Here is a 24,890-nt window from a genome sequence, read left to right on the forward strand (position 1 = left end):
TTTCATGTCTGATTACCACTATCCCGATGCCAACGGGCACTTTGGCAAGTTCGGCGGTGCGTTCATTTCCGAAACGCTGACGCACGCCATCGAGGAGCTGCGCGCAGCCTACGCCCACTACCAGAACGATCCCGAATTCCTCGCCGAATTCCAGTACGAGCTGGCACATTACGTCGGCCGCCCCTCGCCGGTCTACCACGCGGCACGCATGAGCCGTGAAATGGGCGGCGCCCAGATCTACCTCAAGCGCGAGGACCTGAACCACACCGGCGCGCACAAGATCAACAACGTGATCGGCCAGGCACTGCTGGCCAGGCGCATGGGCAAGCCGCGCGTGATCGCCGAAACCGGTGCCGGCCAGCACGGCGTGGCCACCGCCACCATCTGCGCGCGCTTCGGCCTGGAGTGCGTGGTCTACATGGGTGCCGAAGACGTCAAGCGCCAGTCGCCCAACGTGTTCCGCATGAAGCTGCTGGGTGCCACCGTGGTGCCGGTCGAATCCGGCAGCCGCACGCTCAAGGACGCGCTCAACGAAGCCATGCGCGACTGGGTCACCAACGTCGACAACACCTTCTACATCATCGGCACTGTCGCCGGCCCGCATCCCTACCCGATGATGGTGCGCGATTTCCAGAGCGTCATCGGCCAGGAATGCCTGGAACAGATGCCGGCGCTGCACCAGGGCCGCCAGCCCGATGCGGTGGTCGCCTGCGTCGGCGGCGGCAGCAATGCCATGGGTATCTTCTATCCGTATATCGAACATGCTGGCACGCGCCTGATCGGTGTCGAGGCTGCCGGCGAAGGCCTGGACAGCGGCAAGCACTCGGCCTCGCTGGAACGCGGCGAGCCGGGCGTGCTGCACGGCAACCGCACCATGATCCTGCAGGACGCCAACGGCCAGATCACCGAAACGCACAGCATCAGCGCCGGCCTGGACTACCCCGGCGTCGGCCCCGAACACGCCTGGCTGCAGGAAATCGGCCGTGCCGAATACGTCGGCATCACCGACCAGGAAGCGCTGGACGCCTTCCACTACCTGTGCCGCGCCGAAGGCATCATCCCGGCGCTGGAATCCAGCCACGCCGTGGCCCATGCCATGAAGCTGGCCAAGACCATGTCGCCCGACCAGGCGATCCTGGTCAACCTGTCCGGCCGTGGCGACAAGGACATCGGCACCGTGGCCGACCTGTCCGGCGAAGATTATTACGACCGCCCCTCGATGCGCGGTCTGGTTGTGAAAGGAGGCCAGGCATGAGCCGTATCCAGCCCACCCTGCAGCGTCTGGCCGAGCAGAAGCGCAAGGCCCTGATTCCCTACCTGATGACCGGCTACCCCGAGCGTGACTGCACCGTGCCGCTGATGCACGCCGCCGTCGCGGCCGGCTCCGACATCATCGAACTCGGCGTCCCGTTCACCGACCCGATGGCCGATGGCGCCGTGATCCAGGCTGCCGGCGAAAAGGCGATTGCCCAGGGCGTCAATCTGGTCACCGTGCTGGAGCAGGTGCGCAGCTTCCGCGAACAGGACAACAGCACCCCGGTGGTGCTGATGGGCTACGGCAACGCGGTCGAGAACTACGAGCTGCGTCATGGCGCCGGCAGCTTTGCGCGCGATGCCAGCGCCGCCGGCATCGACGGCATGCTGGTCGTGGACTACCCGCCCGAGGAAAGTGCGGATTTCGCCGCCCAGCTGCGCGCGCACGACATGGACCAGATCTTCCTGCTGGCTCCCACCTCCACCGAGCAGCGCATGCAGCAGATCGCCGAGCTGGCCACCGGCTATGTCTACTACGTCTCGCTCAAGGGCGTGACCGGTTCCGGCGCGCTGGATACCGCGGCCGTGGCCGAGGCGATTCCGCGCATCCGCCAGCACGTGAAGATCCCGATCGGCGTCGGCTTCGGCATCCGCGATGCCGAGAGCGCACGCGCCATCGGCCAGCACGCCGATGCCGTGGTGATCGGCAGCAAGATCATGCAGCTGATCGCCGACCAGACCGGCGAGGGCATCCCGCAGGCGGCTGCAAGATTCCTGCAAGATATCCGTAGCGCACTGGATGCATAATGTCGCTGCATCAGAAAACGAAAGCAAACCTATGAGCTGGCTGGAAAAACTGTTGCCGACCAAGGCAACCAAGACACCGCGATCATCCGAGCGCTCCACCTTCATCCCCGAAGGCGTGTGGATCAAGTGCCCGAGCTGCGATACCACCCTGTACAAGAGCGATCTGGACAAGAACCAGCACGTCTGCCCCGAGTGTGGCCACCACCACCGCATGGGCGCGCGCCAGCGTCTGGACCTGTTCCTAGATCCCGAAGGCCGCCATGAAATCGGCCAGGAAGTGCTGCCGCTTGACGCGTTGAAGTTCAAGGACAGCCGCAAGTACCCGGAACGCCTGAAAGAGGCGCTGGACGCCACCAACGAAACCGATGCCCTGATCGTGATGCAGGGCAGCGTGCACAGCATTCCGCTGGTCGCGGCCTGCTTCGAGTTCGACTTCATGGGCGGCTCCATGGGCAGCGTGGTCGGTGAGCGCTTTGTGCGCGGCGTCGAGTACGCCGTGGAAAAGCAGCTGCCCTTTGTCTGCTTCACCGCCACCGGCGGCGCGCGCATGCAGGAAGGCCTGCTGAGCCTGATGCAAATGGCCAAGACCAACGCCTCGCTGACACGCCTGGCCAAGCAGGGCCTGCCTTACATCAGCGTGCTGACCGACCCGACCATGGGCGGCGTCAGTGCCGGCTTCGCCTTTGTCGGCGACGTGGTGATTGCCGAGCCCAAGGCGCTGATCGGCTTTGCCGGCCCGCGCGTGATCGAGAACACCGTGCGCGTGACGCTGCCAGACGGCTTCCAGCGCGCCGAATTCCTGCTCGAGAAGGGTGCGATCGACATGATTTGCGATCGCCGTGAGCTGCGCAAGACCGTGGCCCATACGCTGGCCATGCTGCAGCGCAAGCCGGCCGAGGCTGTCAGCGCCTGAGCGTTCGCGCCCTGCACCCCAGCCCGTGTTGGCCATCTGGCTACACGGGCTGTTTTTTCAGGGTCGGCTCAATACGGCTGCGGCTGTACCGGCAGGCGCGGATGCCGGATCGGCACGACCGGTACCGGGCGCGGCAACGGACGCAGTGCCGGCGGCGGCTCCTCGACCGCCATCGGCGGTGTTCGGCTGGACAGGCTGGAGGCGGTCTCGACCAGCTCGACAAACTCGGCACGCAGGCCAAACGGATCCTGCCCCTTCGCGCCCTTCGCCAGTGCCAGTGTGTCCTTCCAGCCAAAGTTTCCGGTGGTCTTGCCGCCGCGCAGCAGCTGGCCATAGCTGGCCACCGCCGTGGCGTGGCGCATGTCGGTGCTGGCCTGCGCCAACGGCTGGCTGCCGGTGCGTACCGGCACGCTCAACAGCGTGCTGCTGCTCTTGCCGACCGGCTTGTAGCGGATGTTGACATAGGCATATTCCTGGCCGTGGCCGCTGGCCACAGGGGCAGCCGGCTGGTAGCGGCTATCGCTCAGCCAGCCCTGGCGGCCGGCCGGAATGATCTCGTACAACGCTGTGACCGCATGGCCGGCACCGATCTCGCCGGCATCGACCTGGTCGTTATTGAAGTCCTCCTGGCGCAGCATGCGGTTCTCGTAGCCGATCAGGCGGTACTGGCTCACCGTGGCCGGGTTGAACTCGACCTGCAGCTTCACGTCACTGGCAACCGTGGCTAGCGTGGACGTGAGCTGCTGACGCAAGACCTTTTTCGCCTCGCGTTCGGTATCGATATAGCTGTAGTTGCCGTCACCGGCATCGGCCAGCTGCTCCATCAGGCGCTCGTTGTAGTTGCCCTGGCCATAGCCCAGCGTGGTCAGCGAGATGCCGGACTTGCGCTTCTCCGCCACCATACCGCGCAACGTGGCAAAGTCGGTGATGCCGACGTTGAAATCGCCATCGGTCGCCAGCAGGATGCGGTTGATGCCGCCCCGGATATAGGCGCGCTCAGCCTCGCGGTAGGCCAGTTGCATCGCCTGTTCACCCGCGGTGGCGCCGCCAGCCTGCAGGCTGTTGATGGCGCGCAGCAGGGTATCGCGCTGGTTGCCCGGCGTCGGCGGCAGCACCAGCTGTTCGCCGCTGGCATAGGTGATCAGCGTCACGCGATCCTGCGGCCGCAGCTGGTCCAACAGCTGGCGCAGCGTCTTTTTCACCAGTGGCAGCTTGTCCTCGGACTGCATCGATCCCGATACGTCCACCAGGAACACCAGGTTGGCCGGCGGCAGGCTGCCAAACGACTGGTCAGCCGCCTGGATCGCAATGCGCAGCAGCTCGGCACCGTTCTTCCAGGGCGATTGCGCCACTTCAGTGCTCACGCCAAACGGATGGCGGCTGTCGGCCGGACGCGCGTAATCGTAGGGAAAGTAGTTGATCAGCTCTTCCACGCGCACCGCGTCTACCGGCGGCAGTCGGCCGTTGTTGAGGAAACGGCGCACATTGGCGTAGCTGCCGGTATCCACATCGATGCTGAAAGTGGAAACGGGCTCACGCGCCACCACATGCACCGGGTTGTCCTGGATCTGGCCGTACTGCTCGGTGTTCTGTACCGGCGGGCGGTACTCGGGCGGCATGATGATGGCGCGACGGTCCATGCTGGCCATGCCGACCGCCGCCGGGGCGGCCATCACCTGTGCGCCATACAGCTGCGCCTGCTTGCTGGCCAAGGGGGCCGGTGGCCGGGACTGTGATGGTGCCGTGGTTTCAGTCAGCGGAGCCTGCTGCGCACAGGCTCCCAGCAACAGCATGGCAGCCAGGGACAGGGGACGCCAATGGGCGACAAGCGTATCTTGCATGGGACTTCCTTCCAGAGTCTTGCCGGCGCAACAGCCCGGCTCAACGGCAAGGCTACACGCTGCAGACAAGACAGCAGGCAGCCGAAGCCCTAAAATACGGGTTTTACCCAAATTTACGGCCTTTCTGGCCGGTCTACTGCCACTCTGTGCGGTTGGCAGCGTTTTCTTGCCGCATAGGCAACTCAAAAAACCCATATATCTACTCGCTGCCGCATAGGCAGCCAAATCTCACTATGTCCGACCAGCAACAAGCCTCCCAAGTTCCCGCCGCCGACGAAAACCAGCTCATTGCCGAACGCCGCGAGAAACTGAAAACCCTGCGCGCCGCCCAGGCCGAGGGCAAGGGCGTGGCCTTCCCGAACGATTTCAAGCCCTCCGACCGTGCCGCCGACCTGGTGCAGGCCCTCGACGGCAAGACCAAGGAGCAGTTCGAGGAAGAAATCGCTGCCGGCAACAGCACGCCGGCCACGATTGCCGGCCGCATGATGCTCAAGCGCGTCATGGGCAAGGCCAGCTTTGCCACGTTGCAGGACGCCACCGGCCGTTTCCAGATCTACGTCACGCGCGATGCCGTGGGTGAAGAGGTCTATGCCGATTTCAAGAAGTGGGACCTGGGCGACATCATCGCCGCCGAAGGCCATGTGTTCAAGACGCGCACCGGCGAGCTCTCCCTGCACGCCACCCGCATCCGCCTGCTGACCAAGAGCCTGCGCCCGCTGCCGGACAAGTTCCACGGCGTGTCCGACCAGGAGCTGAAGTACCGCCAGCGTTACGTGGACCTGATCACTGACGAAGACGCACGCCTGCGCTTCGTCGCACGCAGCAAGGCCATCAGCAGCATGCGCGATTTCATGGTGCAGAACAGCTTCCTCGAAGTCGAGACGCCGATGCTGCACCCGATCCCGGGCGGCGCCAACGCCAAGCCCTTTGTCACGCACCACAACGCGCTGGACCAGGACATGTTCCTGCGCATCGCGCCCGAGCTCTACCTGAAGCGCCTGATCGTCGGCGGCTTCGAGCGCGTGTTCGAAATCAACCGCAGCTTCCGCAACGAAGGCATCAGCGTCCGCCACAACCCCGAATTCACCATGATGGAGTTCTACGCGGCGTTCTGGAACTACCAGGACCTGATGGACTACACCGAAAAGCTGATTCGCCATGTCGCCATGCAGGCGCGCGGCTCGCTGACCGTGACCTACCAGGGTGGCGAGGAGATCGACCTGTCGCAGCCGTTCCGCCGCATGACGATCCGCGAAGCGATCCTGGCGCATACCGATGCCGGCGACAACGTGGACAACGCCGTCTGGCTGATCGACGCCCTCAAGCGCCTCGGCATGAGCGAAGAGAAGGACCGCCTGAGCCAGCGCAGCCTGCCGGCGCTGCAAGTGCTGTTCTTCGAGGAAAAGGTCGAGGAGCAACTGTGGCAGCCGACCTTCATCATGGAGCACCCGACCGAGATCAGCCCGCTGGCGCGCGCCAACGACGAGCGTCCCGAGGTGACCGAGCGCTTCGAGCTCTACATCACCGGCCGCGAGATGGCCAACGGCTTCTCCGAGCTGAATGATGCCGAAGACCAGGCCGCGCGCCTGCAGGCCCAGGTCGACGCCAAGGACGCCGGCGACGACGAGGCCATGTACTTCGACCACGACTTCATCCGTGCGCTGGAATACGGCATGCCACCCACGGGTGGCTGCGGCATCGGCATCGACCGCCTGATCATGCTGCTGACTGACAGCGGCAGCATCCGCGACGTGATCCTGTTCCCGGCGCTGCGCAAGGAAGCCTGAGCCTTCCCGTAACCCGATGACCCCAGGCACCAGCGCAAGCCGGTGCCTGTTTTTCATGTACATGTCTTCCTCTTCTTCTGCAACGACGGCCGCACCCGCGCCGGGCTTTGTGCTGCCGGTCGTGGCCGCCGTCGGCCTGTCGCACCTGCTGAATGACCTGATCCAGGCGCTGCTGCCGGCGATCTACCCGATGCTGAAGACGCAGTTTGCGCTGAGCTTTGGCCAGATCGGCCTGATCGCGCTGGCCTACCAGGTCACGGCCTCGCTGTTCCAGCCCTGGATCGGCTTCTACACCGACAAGCACCCCAAGCCCTGGCTGTTGCCCAGCGGCATGGTGCTGACGCTGACCGGCATCGGCATGCTAGCCGTGGCCGGCAGTTTTCCAATGCTGATCGTGGCCGCCTGTGTGGTCGGGCTGGGTTCGGCCACCTTCCACCCGGAAGCCTCGCGCGTGGCGCGCATGGGTTCGGGCGGGCGCTTTGGCACGGCGCAGTCGATGTTCCAGGTCGGTGGCAATACCGGCTCGGCGATCGGCCCCTTGCTGGCAGCCGCCATCGTCGTGCCATTCGGCCAGCCGGCCATCGCCTGGTTCATGCTGATCGCCCTGCTCGCCATCGTGGTGCTGTGGCAGCTGTCACGCTGGAGCGCGCGCCATGGCCAGGCGCAGATCCGCAAGCTCGCCAGCCAGCAGCCTCCGCCGCTGGACCGTGCCACCGTCATCCGCGCCATCGCCGTAATTGCGGTGCTGATGTTTGCCAAATTTGTCTACACCGCCTCCATCACCAACTACTTCACCTTCTACCTGATGGAGCGCTTCGGCATCAGCCTGCGTGACAGCCAGCTGTACCTGTTCATGTTCCTGGCGGCAGTGGCGGCCGGCACCTTTGCCGGCGGTCCGGTGGGCGATCGCATTGGTCGCAAGGCGGTGATCTGGGTGTCGTTCCTGGGCGTGGCGCCGTTTGCGCTGCTGCTGCCACACGCCAGCCTGTTCTGGACCGCCGTGCTGGTGATCCTGATCGGCCTGATCATGTCCTCGGCGTTTTCGGCGATGGTGGTGTATGCACAGGAAGCCGTTCCGGGGCGCGTGGGCCTGGTGTCGGGGCTGATGTTTGGCCTGATGTTTGGCCTGGGTGGCATGGCCGCTGCCGGCCTGGGCCAGCTGGCCGACCAGCACGGCATTGTGCGGGTCTACCAGTGGTGTGCCTGGTTGCCGCTGCTGGGTCTGGCCACGGCCTTGCTGCCGCGCACCCAGCCTGCCGTCGTGCTACGCAAGGCCTGAAGGCACTACTGCCAGCGGCTTAGCGTACTTCCTTCACGGCCACGTCCTCGACCTCGGTACGCGGGTTGCTGAAACGCTCCTGCACGCGCTCGCTGGCAGTTTGCGGCTCGGTCGCCGGCTGCGTGGCGGCGCCAGGCATGCCCCACTGGAAACCGCCGCCCGGCATGCGACGCGCAAAGCCGGCATAGGTCTGGTAGAGCTTGAAGGGATTACGACCGGTCAGCAGCATCCAGATGCCGCCCAGCACGGCCGCAAACGCCCCCACGATCAGGAAACTGATGGTGAAGATGGCGGCAGCGCCCCACAGGAACACGCGCAACAGGAAACCCACAATCGAATCGGTCATGAACGGAACAGCCCTCACTGGAACAATCAATACCGTCCAGTTTGAGGCAAGCAGGTCAAATGTCAAGCGCCTGTCACACGCGAAACGTATCCATCAGTGAATCGTGCGGTCGTCATCGGCCGCCGGCTGGCCGCCCTGCTGCATCGCTTCGCGCCAGATGCGCAGCGGTACATGGTTGCGCAGCAGGTGCAGCACGCGCTGCTGCATCTCCGCGCTGAATTCGTGGCCGGTATCCGGATAGACATCGACGGAAAAGTCGGCATCCAGCGCGCGCAGACGATACGCGGCCTCTGTGGCGGCCTGGTAGGACAGCTGCGTATCAGTCTTGCCGTGCAGCCAGTGCAGCGTGGTCTGCAGGTGCATGGCTTCGGGCAGCGTGCAAAAACGGCAGGCCACGGCAAACAGGCGGGTAGCCACGGCGTCGCTGGCCACCACCGCTTCCAGCGCCAGCATGCCGGACTGGCCAAAGGCGAGCAGCGCAGTGCGCTCCGGCCCCAGGCCACAGGCCTGTTGCCAGGCCTGCAGCGTGCGCATAAGTTCGCCGCGTGCCGGCAGCACCCGCTCGAGACGGTTGTCATCGTTTTCGCCACGCTCCGAGTACCACTGGAAGCCTTCGCCATCATCGTGCTGGTGCGGCGCCGCAATACAGGCGACCAGGCCCTCGGGAAAGGCATCCGCCAACTGCTGCGCCATGTCCCGCATGTCGGCCGGGCGCTGACCCGCACCATGCAGCAGCAGGAACAGCTGTTGCGGCTGTTCAGGCCAGGCCACCACCACGTCGTTGGGGGCGGGAACGGTCACGGGCAGCTGGTTCGGGTTCATGCGACCTCCGGGACAGGGGTGGTCTGCTGCAGCCAGTCGGCGATGGCGCGCGGGTAGATCAGGTGCTCCTGCGTCAGGATGCGCGCGGCCAGGGCAGCGGCGGTATCGCCGGGCAGGATCGGCACCACAGCCTGGGCCAGGATCGGACCATGGTCGAGTTCGGCCGTGACCTGGTGCACGGTAGCGCCGGCGTACTTGCAGCCGGCATCGATCGCGCGCTGGTGCGTGTGCAGGCCGGTAAACGCGGGCAGCAGCGAGGGATGGATATTCACCAGCCGCCCCGCATAGCGCGCCACGAACTCGGGCGTGAGGATGCGCATGAAGCCGGCCAGCACCACCAGCGCCGGCTGGTGGCTGTCGATCTGTTCGGCCAGCGCTGCGTCAAAGGCGGCGCGGTCCGGATAGGCCTTGTGGTCGACCACGGCGGTGGCAATGCCCTGCTCACTGGCCAGCTGCAGGCCACCGGCATCGGCCTTGTTGCTGATGACTGCCGCCACATGCGCGCCAAGGCGGCGCTGCCAGTGCTCTTGCTTGGCAGTACGGACAATGGCGGCCATGTTGGAGCCGCCACCGGAGATCAGGATCACGATATTGCGTCGGGCTTGCGTCATGCGCGAATTATGCACCCAGAGCCCGGTTGGCTGCTGTAGACCGGGTCGGTAGGCGTGCGTCTTATTCGTTTGGCTTATATGCTTGTGCTTTACCTGAAGTGGCAAGTAAAGGACAATATAGGATTCCCCTAACCACCGGATGGCAGCCAGAGCCACCCTTTTTCATCATCATGAGCGCCTTCCTAGAAGAAAAAGTCCTGTCCGTGCACCACTGGACCGACACCCTGTTCAGCTTTACCACCACGCGCGACACCGCGCTGCGTTTTTCCAACGGCCACTTCACCATGATCGGCCTGAAGCAGCCCAACGGCAAGCCGCTGCTGCGCGCCTACAGCATCGCCAGTGCCAACTACGAGGAGCATCTGGAGTTCCTGAGCATCAAGGTGCAGGACGGCCCGCTGACCAGCCAGCTGCAGCACATCAAGGAAGGCGACACCATCATCGTCGGCAAGAAGCCCACCGGCACGCTGCTGATCGACTACCTGCTGCCGGCGAAGAACCTGTACCTGCTCGGTACCGGCACCGGCCTGGCACCTTGGATGTCCATCATCCGTGATCCGGAAACCTATGAACGCTTCGAGAAAGTGGTGCTGGTACACGGCGTGCGCTTCATCAACGAGCTGGCCTACCGCGACTACATCACCCAGGAGCTGCCCGAGCACGAGTTCCTCGGCGAGATCGTGCGTGAACAGCTGGTCTACTACCCGACCGTCTCGCGCGAGCCGTTCGAACGCGAAGGCCGCATCACCACCCTGATCGAAAGCGGCCAAATGGCCCGCGAGCTGGGCCTGCCCGAGCTGAACCCGGAAACCGACCGCGTCATGATCTGCGGTTCTCCGCATATGTTGCGCGACCTGAAGGCACTGTGCGAGGCACGCGGCTTCAAGGAAGGCAACACCACCACACCGGGCGACTTCGTGATCGAACGCGCCTTCGTGGAAAGCTGATCCCGCGCGACTGTCCTTTCCCGACAGCCCGGCCGATGCCTGCATCGCCGGGCTGTGTCGTTTCTGTCCTGCCACAAGGCGATAATCCCCGTCATGAAAAAAATCCTGCTTATTCTGCTGGCCGTGCTGATCGCGCTGGCCTTGCCGGTCTATGGTTCGCGCCAGGCGATCGAGGCGCTGGAGCAGCACCAGGAACCCGGCGGCCTGGCGATGAACCTGGCCTGGTGGGTGACCCAGCTGCCCGGCTATGGTGCCGTAGCGGACGTGCCGCGCACGCGTGTGGCAGTCGCCGCGCACCAGTTGCATGATGGCGCCGAGTTTGGTGACCTGGCGCAACAGCAGCAACGCGGAGAGCGCCTGCTGCAGCGCCTGCAGCCCTGGCTGGATCAGATACCGCAAGATACGCTGACACTCAAGGCGCAGCAGCTGGCGCTGGCCACGCTGGTGCGCATGCCGCAGCAGCCGGCTGGCCTGGCGGCGCAGCTGGAGCAATCGCTCGGCACGGCGCTACAGGCACCCACCGCCGCGCAACAGCCAGCCATGCTGCGCCTGCAGGCGGCCGAAGCGCTGGCGCTATCGGCCGCGCGCCGCCAGGATGCAGCCACGGCCAGCCAGTGGCAGGCCTACGCCTGGGAGGCGGTGCCAGCCCCGACCGACATCAAGGCGCAGACGCTGGAAAACACCGCACGCAGCCTGATTCCGCTGCGCATCGCGCTGGCCGCCTGCCAGCCGGGCCAGCCAGCTCCGGCCTTCGATGCCGCACGCCAGGCGCTGGCGCATGGCTATGACATCCGCCAGCTGCGCCGCCAGTACCAGAGCGGCTGGGACCGGCCGCTGCTGCTGCAGGCAGAACAGCCCGGCACGGCCGAGGGTTGCAGCGCGCTGGCCAAGGAATACCAGCAGCTGCTGACGGCGCCGCAGCCGTCCACGCCACGCTGAGCGGATCACGGTGGGATAATAGCCAGCCATGAAGATCTTCCGTGGCTACCGCCTCCCGCCGGACGCACCGCCGTGCGCCCTTACCATCGGCAATTTTGACGGCGTGCACCGTGGCCACCAGGCCATGCTGGCACTGCTGCGCAACGAGGCGCGCCACCGCGGCCTGCCCAGCTGCGCCATGACCTTCGAGCCGCACCCGCGCGACTTTTTTGCCGAGCAGTTCCAGAACCCGGAGCTGGCGCCAGCGCGCATTGCCACGCTGCGCGACAAGCTGTGCGAGCTGTCCAACAACGGCATCGACCAGACCGTAGTCGTGCCCTTCAACGCCGAGTTTTCCTCGCTGCCGCCCGAGGTGTTCATCCGCAAGGTGCTGGTGGAAGGCCTGCGTGCGCAGTATGTGCTGGTCGGCGATGATTTCCGCTTTGGCGCCAGGCGCGCCGGCGATTACGCCATGCTCGACGCCATGGGCCGTGAACTGGGCTTTGAGGTGGCGCGCATGAACAGCTACGAGGTGTCGCGCCCGCTGCAGCCACACGAGCCACTGCCATCCGAGCCCGGCATCCGCGTCAGCAGCACCGAGGTGCGTGCGGCGCTGGCACGCGGCGACATGAACGAGGCTGCCTGGCTGCTGGGTCGCCCGTACAGCATCAGTGGTCACGTGGTGCATGGCCGCAAGCTCGGACGCGAACTGGATTTCCCCACGCTCAACCTGCGCTTCTCGCACTGGAAGCCGGCGGCCAGCGGCATTTTCGTGGTCGAAGTGACCGGCCTGTTTGACGATGGCCGCGTGCTGCCCGGCGTGGCCAACCTGGGCATACGCCCCTCGCTCGATCCGAACGATGTCAATGGCGGCCGCGTGCTGCTCGAGACCTTCTGCCTCGAATGGCCCGACGACCTGCCCGATGGCTATGGCTACGGTAAAATCATCCGCGTGGATCTGCTGCACAAACTGCACGACGAGCGCAAATACGATGGTCTGGCTGCCCTGCGTCAGGGTATTGCCCAGGACTGCGCCGACGCGCGCGCCTGGTTTGCCGACCGCCACAGCGAAACGCGCCGCCAGACCACACGCGACCGAATTTGACGCTGCCCAGCCCCGCAGGCGCAGCAGTTGCCGTGCCCTGCACCCCTGCGTCCCCCTTTTCCCGCCAGGCCGGCCAGCGGCCCTGCAGCCCCAGGAATCTCCCCATGTCCGATACCGACAACAAGACCGATTACAGCAAGACCCTGAACCTGCCCGATACCCCGTTCCCGATGCGCGGCAACCTGCCCAAGCGCGAACCCGACTGGGTGAAGCAGTGGGAAGACAGCGGCCTGCACGCCAAGCTGCGTGCTGCCCGCGCCGGCCGCGACAAGTTCGTGCTTCATGACGGCCCGCCCTATGCCAACGGCCAGATCCACATCGGCCACGCCGTCAACAAGATCCTGAAGGACATGATCGTCAAGGCGCGCCAGCTCAAGGGCCTGGACGCGATCTACGTGCCGGGCTGGGACTGCCACGGCCTGCCGATCGAGAACCAGGTCGAGAAGCTGTTTGGCCGCAATCTGCCGCGCGACGAGGTGCAGGCCAAAAGCCGCGCCTACGCCACCGAGCAGATCGCCAGCCAGATGGCCGACTTCAAGCGTCTGGGCGTGCTCGGTGCCTGGGACAATCCGTACAAGACGATGGACTTCGCCAACGAGGCGAACGAGATCCGTGCGCTGCGCAAGATCATGGAGCGCGGCTTTGTCTACCGCGGTCTGAAGCCGGTCTACTGGTGCTTTGACTGCGGTTCCTCGCTGGCCGAGTTCGAGATCGAATACGCCGACAAGAAGAGCCAGGCGCTGGACGTGGCCTTCCGCTGCGCCGAACCGGAAAAGCTCGCTGCCGCCTTCGGCCTGGCGACGCTGAACGAGCCGGCCTATGTGCTGATCTGGACCACCACCGCCTGGACGATTCCCGCCAACCAGGCGCTGAACGTCAACCCGGAGCTGGACTACGCGCTGGTGCATACCGAGCGCGGCTACCTGCTGCTGGCCAGCTCGCTGGTGAGCCAGTGCCTGGAACGCTACGGCCTGCAGGGCGAGCTGGTCGGCACGGCGAAGGGTCGCGCACTGGAATCGCTGCGCTTCGAGCACCCGCTGCACGATGTGGACGCCGGCTACCGCCGCACCGCCCCGATCTACCTGGCCGACTACGCCACCGATGCCGACGGTACCGGTATCGTGCACGCTGCGCCGGCCTATGGCCTGGATGACTTCCAGAGCTGCATCAGCCATGGCATGCGCTACGACGAGATCCTGAACCCGGTCACCGGCAACGGCACCTACGAGGCCGATTTCCCGCTGTTCGGCGGCCAGCACATCTGGAAGGCGGTGCCGGTGATCATCGACACGCTGCGCCAGGCCGGCCGCCTGTTTGCCGAGCACACCATCAGCCACAGCTACCCGCATTGCTGGCGCCACAAGACGCCGGTGATCTACCGCGCTGCCGCCCAGTGGTTTGTGCGCATGGACGAAGGCGAAGGCGTGTTCACGACCGACAAGGCCGCCCGCAGCCTGCGCGAGACGGCACTGGACGCGATCGAGCAGACCAGCTTCTACCCAGAAAACGGCCAGGCGCGCCTGCGCGACATGATTGCCAACCGCCCGGACTGGTGCATCAGCCGCCAGCGCAACTGGGGCGTGCCGCTGCCCTTCTTCATCCACAAGGACAGCGGCGAGCTGCACCCGCGCACCATGGAGATCATGGAGCAGGCAGCGCAGATGGTCGAGCAAGGCGGCATCGAGGCCTGGAGCAAGGTCACGGCCGAAGAGATCCTGGGCGCCGATGATGCCCAGCATTACAGCAAGGTCAACGACACGCTGGACGTCTGGTTCGATTCCGGCACCACGCACCTGCACGTGCTGCGCGGCAGCCATGCCGGCCTGCTGCAATTCCCGGCCGACCTGTACCTGGAAGGCCATGACCAGCACCGCGGCTGGTTCCACAGCTCGCTGCTGACCGCCTGCGCCACCGATGGCCGCGCGCCGTACAAAGGCCTGCTGACGCACGGCTTTACTGTCGACGGCCAGGGCCGCAAGATGAGCAAGTCGGTCGGCAACGTGGTGGCGCCACAGAGCGTGAGCGACAAGCTCGGCGCGGAAATCATCCGCCTGTGGGTGGCCAGCACCGACTATTCCGGCGACCTGGCGATCGACGACAAGATCCTGGCGCGCGTGGTCGATGCCTACCGTCGCATCCGCAACACGCTGCGCTTCCTGATGGCCAACATCAGCGATTTCGATGCCGCCACGCAGTCCGTGCCGCACGAGCAGCTGTTCGAGGTCGATCGCCATGCGCTGAGCCACGCCGCTGCCCTGCAGGCCGACATCCTGGCGCACTATGAAATCTACGAATTCCACCCCGTCGTCGCCAAGCTTCAGCATTTCTGCAGCGAGTTCCTGGGCGGCTTCTACCTGGACGTGCTCAAGGACCGCCTCTACACCACGCAGGTGGACAGCCGTGCTCGCCGCAGCGCCCAGACCGCGCTGCACCAGATCACGCACGCCATGCTGCGCTGGATGGCACCGTTCCTCAGCTTTACCGCCGAGGAGGCCTGGGCCATCATCGGCAGCAGCGATTCGATCTTTATCGAGGAATACTGCCAGCTGCCGGCACCCGATGCTGTCCTGGACGCCAAGTGGGAACGCCTGCTGGAGATCCGCGCCGCCGCACTGAAAGAGATCGAGGCCGTGCGTGAGCAAGGCCAGGTCGGTGCCTCGCTGCAGGCCGAGCTGACCGTGACCGCCGCGGCCGATGACCTGGCGCTGCTGCACAGCCTGGGCGAAGACCTGAAGTTCATCTTCATCACCTCGAAGGTGACGCTGCAGGCCGGCGAAGCGCTGGCGATCACGGTCACGCCATCCGGCGCGCAGAAATGCGAGCGCTGCTGGCATTACCGCGATGACGTCGGCAGCGATGTCGAACACCCGACGATTTGCGGCCGCTGCAGCAGCAACCTGTACGGCGCCGGCGAACAGCGGGAGTTTGCATAAATGGCGGCCACGCGATCGCGCAACAGCAAGCGCCGCCCGATCCGGGGCTCCCGCGACAGCCTGGTCATGTGGCTGGGCATTGCGGCGCTCTGGTTCCTGTTTGACCAGTTCACCAAGTTCCTGATCCTGGGCCACTACCAGCTCGGCGACAGCACCTATGTCACCAGCTTCTTCAACGTGGTGCGGGTGCACAACTACGGCGCCGCCTTCTCCTTCCTGGCCGGTGCCGGTGGTTGGCAACGCTGGTTCTTCATGGGCATCGGCATCCTGGCGGCCAGCTTCATGGTCTATATGCTGGTGCGCCATCCGGGCCAGCGCCTGTTCAGCTTTGCCATGGCCAGCCTGCTGGGCGGTGCCATTGGCAACGTGCTGGACCGCGTGCTGCACGGCTATGTGGTGGACTTTCTGGACTTCCACTGGCGCTTTCTGGAGCCGCTGTTCTACCGCGGCCACTTCCCCGCTTTCAATATCGCCGATACGGCCATCACGATTGGCGCGATCTGCCTGATCCTGGATGAAATCCTGCGCGTGCGCCGTGGGGCGCGCTGACGCCGAACCTGCAAGGAGTTTCCCGTGAACAATAAGCCTCTCGATATCGTCATCATGGCTGCCGGCAAGGGCACCCGCATGAAAAGCGCCACGCCCAAGGTGCTGCAACAACTGGCGCACCAGGGTCTGGTGCAGCACGTGCTCGATACCGCCGCGCAGCTGCAGGCACGCAAGGTGGTGGTAATCACCGGCCATGGCGCCGAACAAGTCGAAGCCGCCCTGCTGCAGACGGATGAGGCCGCACCGCGCCGCGAATTCGTGCGCCAGATGCCGCAACTGGGCACCGGCCATGCCGTGCAACAGGCGCTGCCGGTGCTGGACGATGACGGCGTGATGGTGGTGCTGTCCGGCGACGTACCGCTGACCGAGGCCGACACCATCCAGCAGCTGCTGGAAGTGTGCAGCGACGAATGCCTGGCACTGCTGACGCTGACCATGGACAACCCGTTTGGCTATGGCCGCGTGCTGCGCAACCCCGATGGCGAGGTCAACCGCATCGTCGAGCAGAAGGACGGCAAGCCGCAAGAGCTGCTGGTGAAGGAAATCTACAGCGGCATCATGGCGGCACCGACGCGCCTGATGCGCCAGTGGCTGGGCCGCATCGACAACCACAACGCCCAGCAGGAGTACTACCTGACCGACGTCGTCAAGCTGGCGGTGGCCGATGGCGTGCCGGTGAAGGCGCACATGATCCACGACGCGGTACAGGTCGCCGGCGTCAACAGCCCGCAGCAGCTGGCCGAACTGGAGCGCGAATACCAGCAGCGCCAGGCGCGCCGCCTGATGGCCGATGGCGTGCGCCTGCGCGATCCGGCGCGCTTTGACGTGCGTGGCACGCTGCAGTGCGGCCAGGACGTGGATATCGACATCGGCTGCGTGTTTGAAGGCAACGTGACGCTGGGCAACCGCGTGAAGATCGGTGCGCACTGCGTGCTGGCCAACTGCACGATTGGCGACGATGTCGTCATCAGCCCGTTCACCCATATCGATGGCGGCAAGCAGCCGGTGCAAGTTGGTGCCGGCAGCCTGATCGGCCCGTTTGCGCGCCTGCGCCCCGGTACCGAACTGGCCGAGGAAGTGCACATCGGCAACTTCGTCGAGGTGAAGAACTCCACCCTGGCCAAGGGGGCCAAGGCGAACCACCTGGCCTACCTGGGCGATGCCACCGTGGGCGAACGCGTCAACTACGGCGCCGGCAGCATCACCGCCAACTATGACGGCGCCAACAAGCACCGCACCGTGATCGAGGCCGATGTGCATATCGGCAGCAACAGCGTGCTGGTGGCCCCGGTCACCATCGGCGCCGGCGGCACCGTGGGTGCCGGCAGCGCGGTCAGCAAGGACACGCCGGCGAATGCGCTGAGCGTGGTGCGCGGCCGCCTGACGCTGAAAGAGAACTACACGCGTCCGGCCAAGATCCAGAAGTAAGCCGCGCGGCCAGCTGCGTCAGAAACTCGATCCCGGCTGCTGCAGGAAGGCCAACTCCTCGGGCGTGGAAACACGTCCGAGCTGCGCATTGCGATGCGGATAGCGGCCAAAGCGTTCGATGATGTCGCGGTGGTGCAACGCAAAGCGGTAGTTGTCTTCCAGCCCCGGCTGGTCAAACAGCTGCACGGACTGCTGCTGGATGACGGCCGACTCGCTGTGCATGTACGGCAGGTAGAGAAAGGCACGCTGCGGCGGCGGCAAGGCCCGGTCCAGCGTGGCGGCCACCGCTTCCTGCGCCAGCACCAGCGCCTGCGCGTCCTGGGCAAAGGCCTGCGCCGTCCCCCGATAGACATTGCGCGAGAACTGGTCCAGCACGATGATCTCGGCCAGCCGGCCACGGATGCTGTCGCGCCAGTGCGCTAGCTCGCCCTGGCTGGCCGCCTGCAGCAGCGCGCCAAAGCGCTCGGCAATCAGCGCATCAAAGGCGGCATCGACTGCAAACCACTGCTTCGGCGTGGTCTCCTCGAACCAGAAGCGCAGCACCGCTTCGGCATCGGGCAGATCAGGCCGGTTCATGCCAGACGCTCCAGCTGGCGGCGCAGCCGCGCCACTTCTTCCATCAGGTCCACGGTGAGGGCCGCCAGCTGCGGGTCGGCCTCGAACTGGCGTTCCAGATCGGCGATGCGGCGCGCGCGCAGCACCATGGTGCAGGAAAAGCGCCAGCTGCCCTGGTCATCGACCTGCACGCGCGGATCGGCCTGGGTCTGGGTGATATCGATCACGCCGTCGTGCACGCGGGCATGCACCCATTCGGGCGCCATGCGGCAGGCGCGGGCCAGCTCCTGCAGCGTCAGTGACTGGTCGGCCAGCAGTTCGGTCAGATCCGCTGGCACGGGGATGGTGGTGGTCAGGTTTGCCATTGTCTGTCTCTCCTTGCTCAGGCCAGGCGCGGGTCGAAGCCAGGATAGGCCTGGGCCAGTGCCGCCCAGGCGGCGCGCTGTTCGTCAGTGACGGCGCCGGGAATTGCCGGCTCCAGTTCCAGATAGAGATCGCCGGGTTCGGCGGCCGGAATGCCGCGGCCCTTCAGGCGCAGCTTGCGACCGCTGCCGGAACCGGCCGGCACGGTGACTTCGACCGTAGTGCCGGCTGGCGTGCCGACCTGGATCGCGCCGCCCAGTGCGGCCTCCCACGGGGACACGCGCACACGCTGCGTGACATCCTTGCCTTCAACGCGCCAGCGCGGATCCGGGCGGAATCGCACTTCCAGCAGCACATCGCCATTGGCGCCGCCGCCAAAACCCGGACCGCCCTGCCCGGCGAGCCGGATCAGCTGACCTTCGCGCACGCCCTTGGGAATCTTCACCTGCAGGCTGCGCTGCTCGGGCACGACCTGGCCGTCATCGCTCAGGCGGGCGCTTTGCAGCGTGATGGTGCGCTCGGTGCCCTGGTAGGCATCGCGCAGCTCCAGTTCGATGCTGGCGTGCAGGTCTTCGCCACGCATGGCGGCTGGACGCTGCTGGCGCCGCGCACGGCCGGCGTGTGCCGCCTGGCCGAACATCTGCTCGAAGAAATCGCTGTACTGGCCTTCGCCACCGCCGTGGAAATCGCCTTCGCGCCAGCTGTAGCCGGCATCCCAGCCCGGTGGCGGCTGGTAGTAGCCGCCGCCCGAAGGCTGCGTGCCAGCCTGGTCGTAGGCGGCGCGCTTCTCCGGATCGGACAGCACGGTATTGGCCTCGTTGATCTCGGCCATGCGCTCAGCGGCATCAGCCTCCTTGCTGACGTCAGGATGGTACTTGCGCGCCAGCTTGCGGTAGGCCTTCTTGATCTCGTCGGCGCTGGCGTTCTTGTCGACGCCCAGCACCTGGTAGTAGTCCTTGAACTCCATCTGCAACAGCTCCTGCATGGTGTGCGCGGCAGGCTGCCACGCCCTGCTCTATTACATGGGGACGAGCAGGCGACTGTCAATCGGACCAAACCTACAGAGGCGGTTTCAGCCTTCGGCTAGCGGCAGGGGCAAGCTGCTGCCGAACTTGGCACGGCGCAGGCTGAAGAAGGAACGCACGTTGCGCACATTGGCCTGCTGGCTGAACAGGCGCTGGCTCACCGCCATGAAAGCCGGCATGTCGGCCACGGTGATGATCAGCACAAAATCCGGCCCGGGCGAGGTGCGGTAGCACTGCTGCACCGCCGGCTCCTGCACCGCCAGCGCCTCGAAGGCGGTCTGGCGCTCTTCGGCCTGCAGGTCGAGCGTGACTTCGACAATCGCGGTGAGGCCGGCGCCGGTGTGCTGGCGCAGCGCATCGGCACCGAGGATGGCCACGGTGCGCTCGATCAGGCCCAGCTGCTGCAATCGGCGCACGCGGCGCAGGCAGGTCGGCGGTGTCAGGTGGCAACGCTCGGCCAGCGCCTGGTTGCTCAGGCTGGCATCGAGTTGCAGCTGCTGCAGGATACGCCAGTCGCTGGCATCAAGCTCTACGCGTTTATCCATTTCAATAGTTGATTATTTTTGAAATATAAATTCAAGCCCTTCGGCTCATGAAATTATCTTTCATTTTTCGTGAATTTTGAACGGTTGCATTTTCAACAAGCCCCTATGATCAGGGATTGGCGTGCCCACGGGGCCTGCCACTTAACCTTGGAGAATAAGAATGTGCGGAATCGTCGCAGGTGTGGGTTCGAACAATGTGGTGCCGGTGCTGGTGCAGGGCCTGCAGCGGCTGGAGTACCGGGGCTATGACTCCTGCGGCGTGGCCGTGTGGAATGACGGCCTGAAGCGCGCGCGCAGCACGGCCCGCGTGGCCGAACTGCTGGAGCAGGTGCAGCAGGACAGTCTGGACGGCTATACCGGCATCGCGCACACGCGCTGGGCCACGCATGGCGTGCCGGCCACGCACAACGCACACCCGCACTTCAGCTTTGGCCCTCAGCCCGAGGGCGCTGCCGTTGAAAGCAAGGCGCGCATCGCACTGGTGCACAACGGCATCATCGAAAACCATGACGAGCTGCGTGCCGAACTGCGTGCCAAGGGCTACCAGTTTGACAGCCAGACCGATACCGAAGTGATTGCCCACCTGATCGATTCCGTCTACGACGGCGACCTGTTCGTGGCCGTGAAGGAAGCGCTGGCGCGCCTGCATGGTGCCTACGCCGTGGCCGTGATCGCCCGTGACGAACCGAACCGCGTGATTGGCGGCCGTGCCGGCTCACCGCTGATCCTGGGCCTGGCCGCTGACGGTTCCAACTACCTGGCCAGCGACGCGATGGCACTGGCCGGCGTGACCGACCAGATCATCTATCTGGAAGAAGGCGACGTGATCGACCTGCAGCCGGGCAAGTACTGGATCGAGAACAAGGGCCAGCGACAGGAAGCCGCTGACCGCCCGGTGAAAACGGTGCACGCCCACAGCGGCGCCGCCGAGCTCGGCCCCTACCGCCATTACATGCAAAAGGAAATCTTCGAGCAGCCGCGTGCGCTGGGCGATACGCTAGAAGGCATCGAGGCATTTGCGCCGACGCTGTTCGGTGACGAGGCCGAAAGCGTGTTCCAGGAGATCGAGCGCGTGCTGATCCTGTCCTGTGGCACCAGCTATTACAGCGGCTGCACCGCCAAATACTGGCTGGAAGCGATTGCCGGCATCCCCTGCGATGTGGAAATTGCCAGCGAGTACCGCTACCGCACCAGCGTGCCGAACCCGAAGACGCTGGTGGTGACCATCAGCCAGAGCGGCGAAACCGCCGACACCCTGGCCGCGCTGCGCCACGCCAAGTCGCTGGGCATGACGCAGACACTGACGATCTGCAACGTGGCCACCAGCGCCATGGTGCGCGAGTGCAAGCTGCACTACATCACGCGTGCCGGTGTGGAAATTGGCGTGGCCTCGACCAAGGCCTTCACCACCCAGCTGGCCGCGCTGTTCCTGCTGACGCAGGCGATTGGCCAGGTCAAGGGCACGATCCCGCAAGCCAAGCAGGACGATTACCTGCAGCGCATGCGTCACCTGCCGGTGGCAATCCAGTCCGTGCTGGCGCTGGAGCCGCAGGTGATCCAGTGGTCGGAAGACTTTGCCAGCAAGGACAACGCGATTTTCCTGGGCCGTGGCATGCACTACCCGATTGCACTGGAAGGCGCGCTCAAGCTGAAGGAGATCAGCTACATCCATGCCGAAGCCTACCCGGCCGGCGAACTCAAGCACGGCCCGCTGGCGCTGATCACCGACGCCATGCCGGTCGTCGTGGTGGCGCCGAATGACGAGCTGATCGACAAGCTCAAGAGCAATATGCAGGAAGTGCGCGCGCGCGGCGGCGTGCTGTACGTGCTGGCCGACGCCGACAGCCAGATCCGCAGCGAGGAAGGCATGCACGTGATCCGCATGCCCGAGCACTATGGCAGCCTGAGCCCGATCCTGCACGTGCTGCCGCTGCAGCTGCTGGCCTACCACACGGCCGTGGCCAAGGGCACGGACGTGGACAAGCCGCGCAACCTGGCGAAGAGCGTGACGGTGGAGTAACCCTTCCGGCAAGCCAACTGGCCTGACAGCAGGCGCCCGGGCAGCCATGCCGGGCGCCTTTTTCATGCCAGCCGTGGCCTGGCCAAGCTAGCGCATCGTCCTCGTCCAGATGCGCTGACACGCTCCGCCAACCAGCAAAGCACGGCCAAAAAACTGCCCGACAGACCCATCTTTGCGTATGATCACACCTGCCGCACCAGCTTATGCTGCGTTGCGGCATTTCCCGTTCCTGATCCCATCACACCATGACCTCTCTTGCTGCCTACGCAGAAGCCGCCTTTCTCGGCCTGCTGCAGGGACTGACCGAATTCCTGCCGATTTCTTCCAGCGCGCACCTGCGCATCGTCGGCCCGCTGCTGCCCTCGGGCGGTGACCCGGGTGCGGCGTTTACCGCCATCACCCAGATCGGCACCGAAGCCGCCGTGCTGATCTACTTCCGGCACGAGCTGTGGGCGATTCTCAAGTCCTGGTGGCAATCCGTGCTGAGCAAGGGCAAGCACATGGATGCCGATGCGCGCATGGGCTGGCTGATCTTTCTGGGCACCATGCCGATCGCCATCCTGGGCCTGCTGTTCAAGGACGCGATCGAGACCCATTTGCGCAATCTCTACATCACCGCCACCATGCTGATCGTGTTCAGCCTGTTCCTGTGGCTGGCCGATCGCATCGCCAAGCAGCGCAAGACGCTGACCGAGCTGAGCTGGCGCGATGGCCTGATCTTCGGCTTTGCCCAGGCGATGGCGCTGATTCCGGGCGTGTCGCGTTCGGGCGGCACGATTACCGCCGGCCTGCTGATGGGCTACACGCGTGAAGCGGCGGCGCGCTACTCCTTCCTGCTGGCGGTACCGGCGGTGCTGCTGTCCGGCGGTTACCAGCTGCTGCGCAGCTTCCAGGTTGGCAGCCCGATTGCTCCTGGCCCGACGGCGCTGGCCACGCTGATTGCCTTTGTCACCGGCTATGCGGTGATCGTGGTGTTCCTGAAGTTCGTCTCCAAGAACTCCTACTTGCCGTTCGTGGCCTACCGCATCGCGCTGGGTCTGCTGGTATTCCTGCTGCTGTCCATGGGCGTGCTGATGCCCTGATGTCGCCAGTGACAGGCCTGCCTGCTGGCAAGCCTGTCATCGCGGCATCACTGCTGCGGCACTGCCTCGGCGGCGGCCTGTTCCGCACGGGCGGCTGCATAGGCAGCACGTGCGGCATCAATCGTGCTGACAGTATCGCCAGCCGGCTCCACGACAGAGCCGGCAGCCGCAGCAGCCGCTTCTGCCTCGGCGATGGCTTCGGCAACTGCCGCTTCGGCGGCCGCCATGGCCGCATCATCAGCCGCACTCCAGGACACCTCATCGGCCTCCTTCTTTCTGGTACTGTCATGCACGCTGGCCAGCACATAGCCGACCAGCGATCCCTTGACCGCCTCGCGCAGGCTGACCGCCTGTTCCGGCACGATTTTCGCTACCGGCTCTGACGGCACATCGCTGTAGATCTTGCGGCCGATGGTCTTGACCTTCACATAGTCCTCTGTGCCACCCAGGTGCAGGTCGTGACGCTTGTCTTCGCGCAGCAGGCGGCCGCTGCGGTCCAGCCACAGCCACTGGGTGATGGTGGAATCGTCCAGCGTGCGCGCTGCCATCTTGCGCATGGCCTGGTCAGATGCCGATGCGTCCTCTTGCGGCACCTCGCTTTTGACGATGTCTTTCGCCAGGGTTTCACTGCTGTCGTCGGTGGCCTGCGCTGCCGCCGACGGCAGTTTGGCCATGTCCGCCGGCTTCAGGAATTCACCGCCCATGTCCACCAGCCCCTCCAGCAGTTCACCCACCTTTTCGCGGCTGCCCTCATCGCGCACCGATTGCACGATGCCGTCCTTGTGGTCACGCAGGAAATCTCGGTTCTGCTGCAGCGCCGCCCGCAACGGCACCTGGTAGCGGATCTTGCGGTAGGCGCCCGGCACCTGCGGGCCGTCTTCCAGCGGCTCAAAACGGATCGCGTCCGCATTGGCGTGTTCCAGCACATAAGTGCGCTGCTGACGCAAGATGCCATAGAGCTTCATGGCATCGACATGCTGGTTCAGCGGTTCCAGGTCAATGCGCACCGGCTTGTCGCGCGTCACCGGGTTCATCAGCATGCTGACGGCTTCGGCGTCCCAGTAGAGCTGGCGCTTGCGCAAATCCAGCAGGAAAGGCATGTGGTAGCTCTGGTGCGTGGTACGCGTGCGATAGTCCATGCCGGAGACATGCTGGACACGGCCATTACCACCATCGACCACGGTATCGCCCTGGAACTTCATGTTGCGCAGCATGTGCAGATAACCGCTGCCCAGATGGCTGGCGATGGTCATCGGCTTCAGATGGCGATTGTCGGCGGCGATGCCGGCCAGCATGTCTTCATCAGTCACTGGCTGTGCTGTCGACTTCCCCGATGATTCCACCGATGCGGCTGCATCGTCTACCGCCGGCTGGCCTGTGATGGCGCGCAAGGCATCGCGCGCTGCGCCCAGCGCCGAACCGACCTCGCCCGTACCCAGGGCGTCGTCGCCCTCGTCATCCATCAGGCCTTCGACCGTCTTCTGCAGCGAGGGCGACAGCTCCACATCTTCCAGCTGCGCCTCGGTCTGCACACGGTAGCTGCCCGCGTCCAGCTGCTGGCGCATGCTGGCCAGTGCGGCGGCAGCGGCCGTGGGGTGCTTGTCGTAGAAGCTGCTGCAGGCGCCGAGCGACCCGGCCAGGGGCAACAGGAACAGCAGGCGGGCATGACGGCGGACGGGAATCGGGGGCATGGCAGGCTCCGGTAACAGGGAAATCGGCTCAATCACGATTATCAGGGGATTCCTGACAGTCCTCTTGTG

General features: G+C 65.1%; 22 protein-coding genes. 13 read left to right on the forward strand and 9 right to left on the reverse strand.

The genetic code is table 11. The features are described 5' to 3' along the window. Positions 1–4: 4 nt before the first annotated feature. The 3 genes from trpB to accD are packed head-to-tail and all read left to right on the forward strand — an operon-like array spanning position 5 to position 2,974. Positions 5–1,255, forward strand: coding sequence for a tryptophan synthase subunit beta (gene trpB / locus V1261_RS08500; RefSeq protein WP_329771305.1), 1,251 nt, complete (start codon positions 5–7; stop codon positions 1,253–1,255). Continuing rightward, positions 1,252–2,061: a tryptophan synthase subunit alpha gene (gene trpA, locus V1261_RS08505; protein ID WP_329771306.1), complete on the forward strand. Its 810-nt coding sequence runs from the start codon at positions 1,252–1,254 to the stop codon at positions 2,059–2,061. The genes trpB and trpA overlap by 4 nt, the downstream gene beginning before the upstream one ends. A 31-nt stretch (positions 2,062–2,092) precedes the next feature. Continuing rightward, positions 2,093–2,974 (forward strand): acetyl-CoA carboxylase, carboxyltransferase subunit beta, encoded by an 882-nt coding sequence (accD, locus tag V1261_RS08510; protein WP_329771307.1) that lies wholly within the window; start codon positions 2,093–2,095, stop codon positions 2,972–2,974. 68 nt (positions 2,975–3,042) lie between these two features. On the opposite strand, the gene V1261_RS08515 is transcribed toward accD, so the two are convergent. Next, entirely contained in the window at positions 3,043–4,815 is a 1,773-nt protein-coding gene (locus tag V1261_RS08515; protein ID WP_329771308.1) for a vWA domain-containing protein, read from the reverse strand. Between the two features lie 233 nt (positions 4,816–5,048). Between V1261_RS08515 and lysS the strand changes: the two genes are divergently transcribed. Next, entirely contained in the window at positions 5,049–6,602 is a 1,554-nt protein-coding gene (gene lysS, locus V1261_RS08520; protein ID WP_329771309.1) for a lysine--tRNA ligase, read from the forward strand. A 55-nt stretch (positions 6,603–6,657) separates the two neighbouring features. Continuing rightward, positions 6,658–7,881 carry an MFS transporter gene (locus V1261_RS08525; RefSeq protein ID WP_329771310.1) on the forward strand — a complete coding sequence of 408 codons (1,224 nt, stop codon included), beginning with the start codon at positions 6,658–6,660 and terminating at the stop codon, positions 7,879–7,881. Positions 7,882–7,900: 19 nt separating this feature from the next. Here V1261_RS08525 and V1261_RS08530 read toward each other — a convergent pair whose 3' ends face one another. The 3 genes from V1261_RS08530 to purN all read right to left on the reverse strand — a co-directional run bounded on the left by V1261_RS08530 (position 7,901) and on the right by purN (position 9,660). Then, positions 7,901–8,227 carry a hypothetical protein gene (locus V1261_RS08530; RefSeq protein ID WP_329771311.1) on the reverse strand — a complete coding sequence of 109 codons (327 nt, stop codon included), beginning with the start codon at positions 8,225–8,227 and terminating at the stop codon, positions 7,901–7,903. Between the two features lie 93 nt (positions 8,228–8,320). Then, a complete protein-coding gene (gene ypfH, locus V1261_RS08535) occupies positions 8,321–9,049 on the reverse strand; it encodes an esterase (protein WP_329771312.1) in 729 nt (242 codons plus the stop codon). Further along, positions 9,046–9,660 carry a phosphoribosylglycinamide formyltransferase gene (gene purN / locus V1261_RS08540; protein WP_329771313.1) on the reverse strand — a complete coding sequence of 205 codons (615 nt, stop codon included), beginning with the start codon at positions 9,658–9,660 and terminating at the stop codon, positions 9,046–9,048. The genes ypfH and purN overlap by 4 nt, the downstream gene beginning before the upstream one ends. 170 nt (positions 9,661–9,830) lie before the next feature. Here purN and V1261_RS08545 point away from each other — a divergent pair, with 170 nt between their 5' ends. From V1261_RS08545 to glmU, 6 genes are all read left to right on the forward strand, one after another. Further along, complete coding sequence (locus V1261_RS08545) at positions 9,831–10,607, forward strand: ferredoxin--NADP reductase (RefSeq protein ID WP_329771314.1); 777 nt, start codon at positions 9,831–9,833, stop codon at positions 10,605–10,607. Between the two features lie 93 nt (positions 10,608–10,700). Then, on the forward strand, positions 10,701–11,546 hold the full coding sequence (locus V1261_RS08550) for a hypothetical protein (protein WP_329771315.1): 846 nt from the start codon (positions 10,701–10,703) through the stop codon (positions 11,544–11,546). Between the two features lie 28 nt (positions 11,547–11,574). Beyond that, positions 11,575–12,630, forward strand: a complete 1,056-nt coding sequence (locus V1261_RS08555) for a bifunctional riboflavin kinase/FAD synthetase (protein ID WP_329771316.1) — start codon at positions 11,575–11,577, stop codon at positions 12,628–12,630. Positions 12,631–12,734: 104 nt separating this feature from the next. After that, entirely contained in the window at positions 12,735–15,563 is a 2,829-nt protein-coding gene (ileS, locus tag V1261_RS08560; RefSeq protein WP_329771317.1) for an isoleucine--tRNA ligase, read from the forward strand. Beyond that, positions 15,564–16,112, forward strand: coding sequence for a signal peptidase II (lspA, locus tag V1261_RS08565; RefSeq protein ID WP_329771318.1), 549 nt, complete (start codon positions 15,564–15,566; stop codon positions 16,110–16,112). Between the two features lie 54 nt (positions 16,113–16,166). Beyond that, the gene (gene glmU / locus V1261_RS08570) at positions 16,167–17,540 is read left to right on the forward strand and encodes a bifunctional UDP-N-acetylglucosamine diphosphorylase/glucosamine-1-phosphate N-acetyltransferase GlmU (protein WP_329771330.1); all 1,374 of its coding nucleotides are present in this window, start codon (positions 16,167–16,169) and stop codon (positions 17,538–17,540) included. An 18-nt stretch (positions 17,541–17,558) separates the two neighbouring features. Here glmU and V1261_RS08575 read toward each other — a convergent pair whose 3' ends face one another. The 4 genes from V1261_RS08575 to V1261_RS08590 form a co-directional block, all read right to left on the reverse strand. Then, on the reverse strand, positions 17,559–18,116 hold the full coding sequence (locus tag V1261_RS08575; RefSeq protein ID WP_329771319.1) for a DUF924 family protein: 558 nt from the start codon (positions 18,114–18,116) through the stop codon (positions 17,559–17,561). Further along, a complete protein-coding gene (locus tag V1261_RS08580) occupies positions 18,113–18,460 on the reverse strand; it encodes a chaperone modulator CbpM (protein WP_329771320.1) in 348 nt (115 codons plus the stop codon). Before V1261_RS08580 ends, V1261_RS08575 begins: the two co-directional genes overlap by 4 nt. Before the next feature lie 17 nt (positions 18,461–18,477). After that, the gene (locus V1261_RS08585; protein WP_329771331.1) at positions 18,478–19,425 is read right to left on the reverse strand and encodes a J domain-containing protein; all 948 of its coding nucleotides are present in this window, start codon (positions 19,423–19,425) and stop codon (positions 18,478–18,480) included. 105 nt (positions 19,426–19,530) lie between these two features. Next, positions 19,531–20,028 (reverse strand): Lrp/AsnC family transcriptional regulator, encoded by a 498-nt coding sequence (locus tag V1261_RS08590; protein ID WP_329771321.1) that lies wholly within the window; start codon positions 20,026–20,028, stop codon positions 19,531–19,533. A gap of 160 nt (positions 20,029–20,188) precedes the next feature. Between V1261_RS08590 and glmS the strand changes: the two genes are divergently transcribed. Together glmS and V1261_RS08600 are read left to right on the forward strand one after the other, a co-directional pair. Further along, positions 20,189–22,048: a glutamine--fructose-6-phosphate transaminase (isomerizing) gene (gene glmS, locus V1261_RS08595; RefSeq protein WP_329771322.1), complete on the forward strand. Its 1,860-nt coding sequence runs from the start codon at positions 20,189–20,191 to the stop codon at positions 22,046–22,048. Between the two features lie 245 nt (positions 22,049–22,293). Further along, positions 22,294–23,130, forward strand: coding sequence for an undecaprenyl-diphosphate phosphatase (locus V1261_RS08600; RefSeq protein WP_329771323.1), 837 nt, complete (start codon positions 22,294–22,296; stop codon positions 23,128–23,130). Between the two features lie 47 nt (positions 23,131–23,177). Here V1261_RS08600 and V1261_RS08605 read toward each other — a convergent pair whose 3' ends face one another. After that, positions 23,178–24,821 (reverse strand): hypothetical protein, encoded by a 1,644-nt coding sequence (locus V1261_RS08605; protein ID WP_329771324.1) that lies wholly within the window; start codon positions 24,819–24,821, stop codon positions 23,178–23,180. Positions 24,822–24,890 lie beyond the last annotated feature (69 nt).

Source organism: Brachymonas sp. J145, assembly GCF_036312245.1.
Taxonomy (GTDB): Bacteria; Pseudomonadota; Gammaproteobacteria; order Burkholderiales; family Burkholderiaceae_C; genus Brachymonas; species Brachymonas wangyanguii.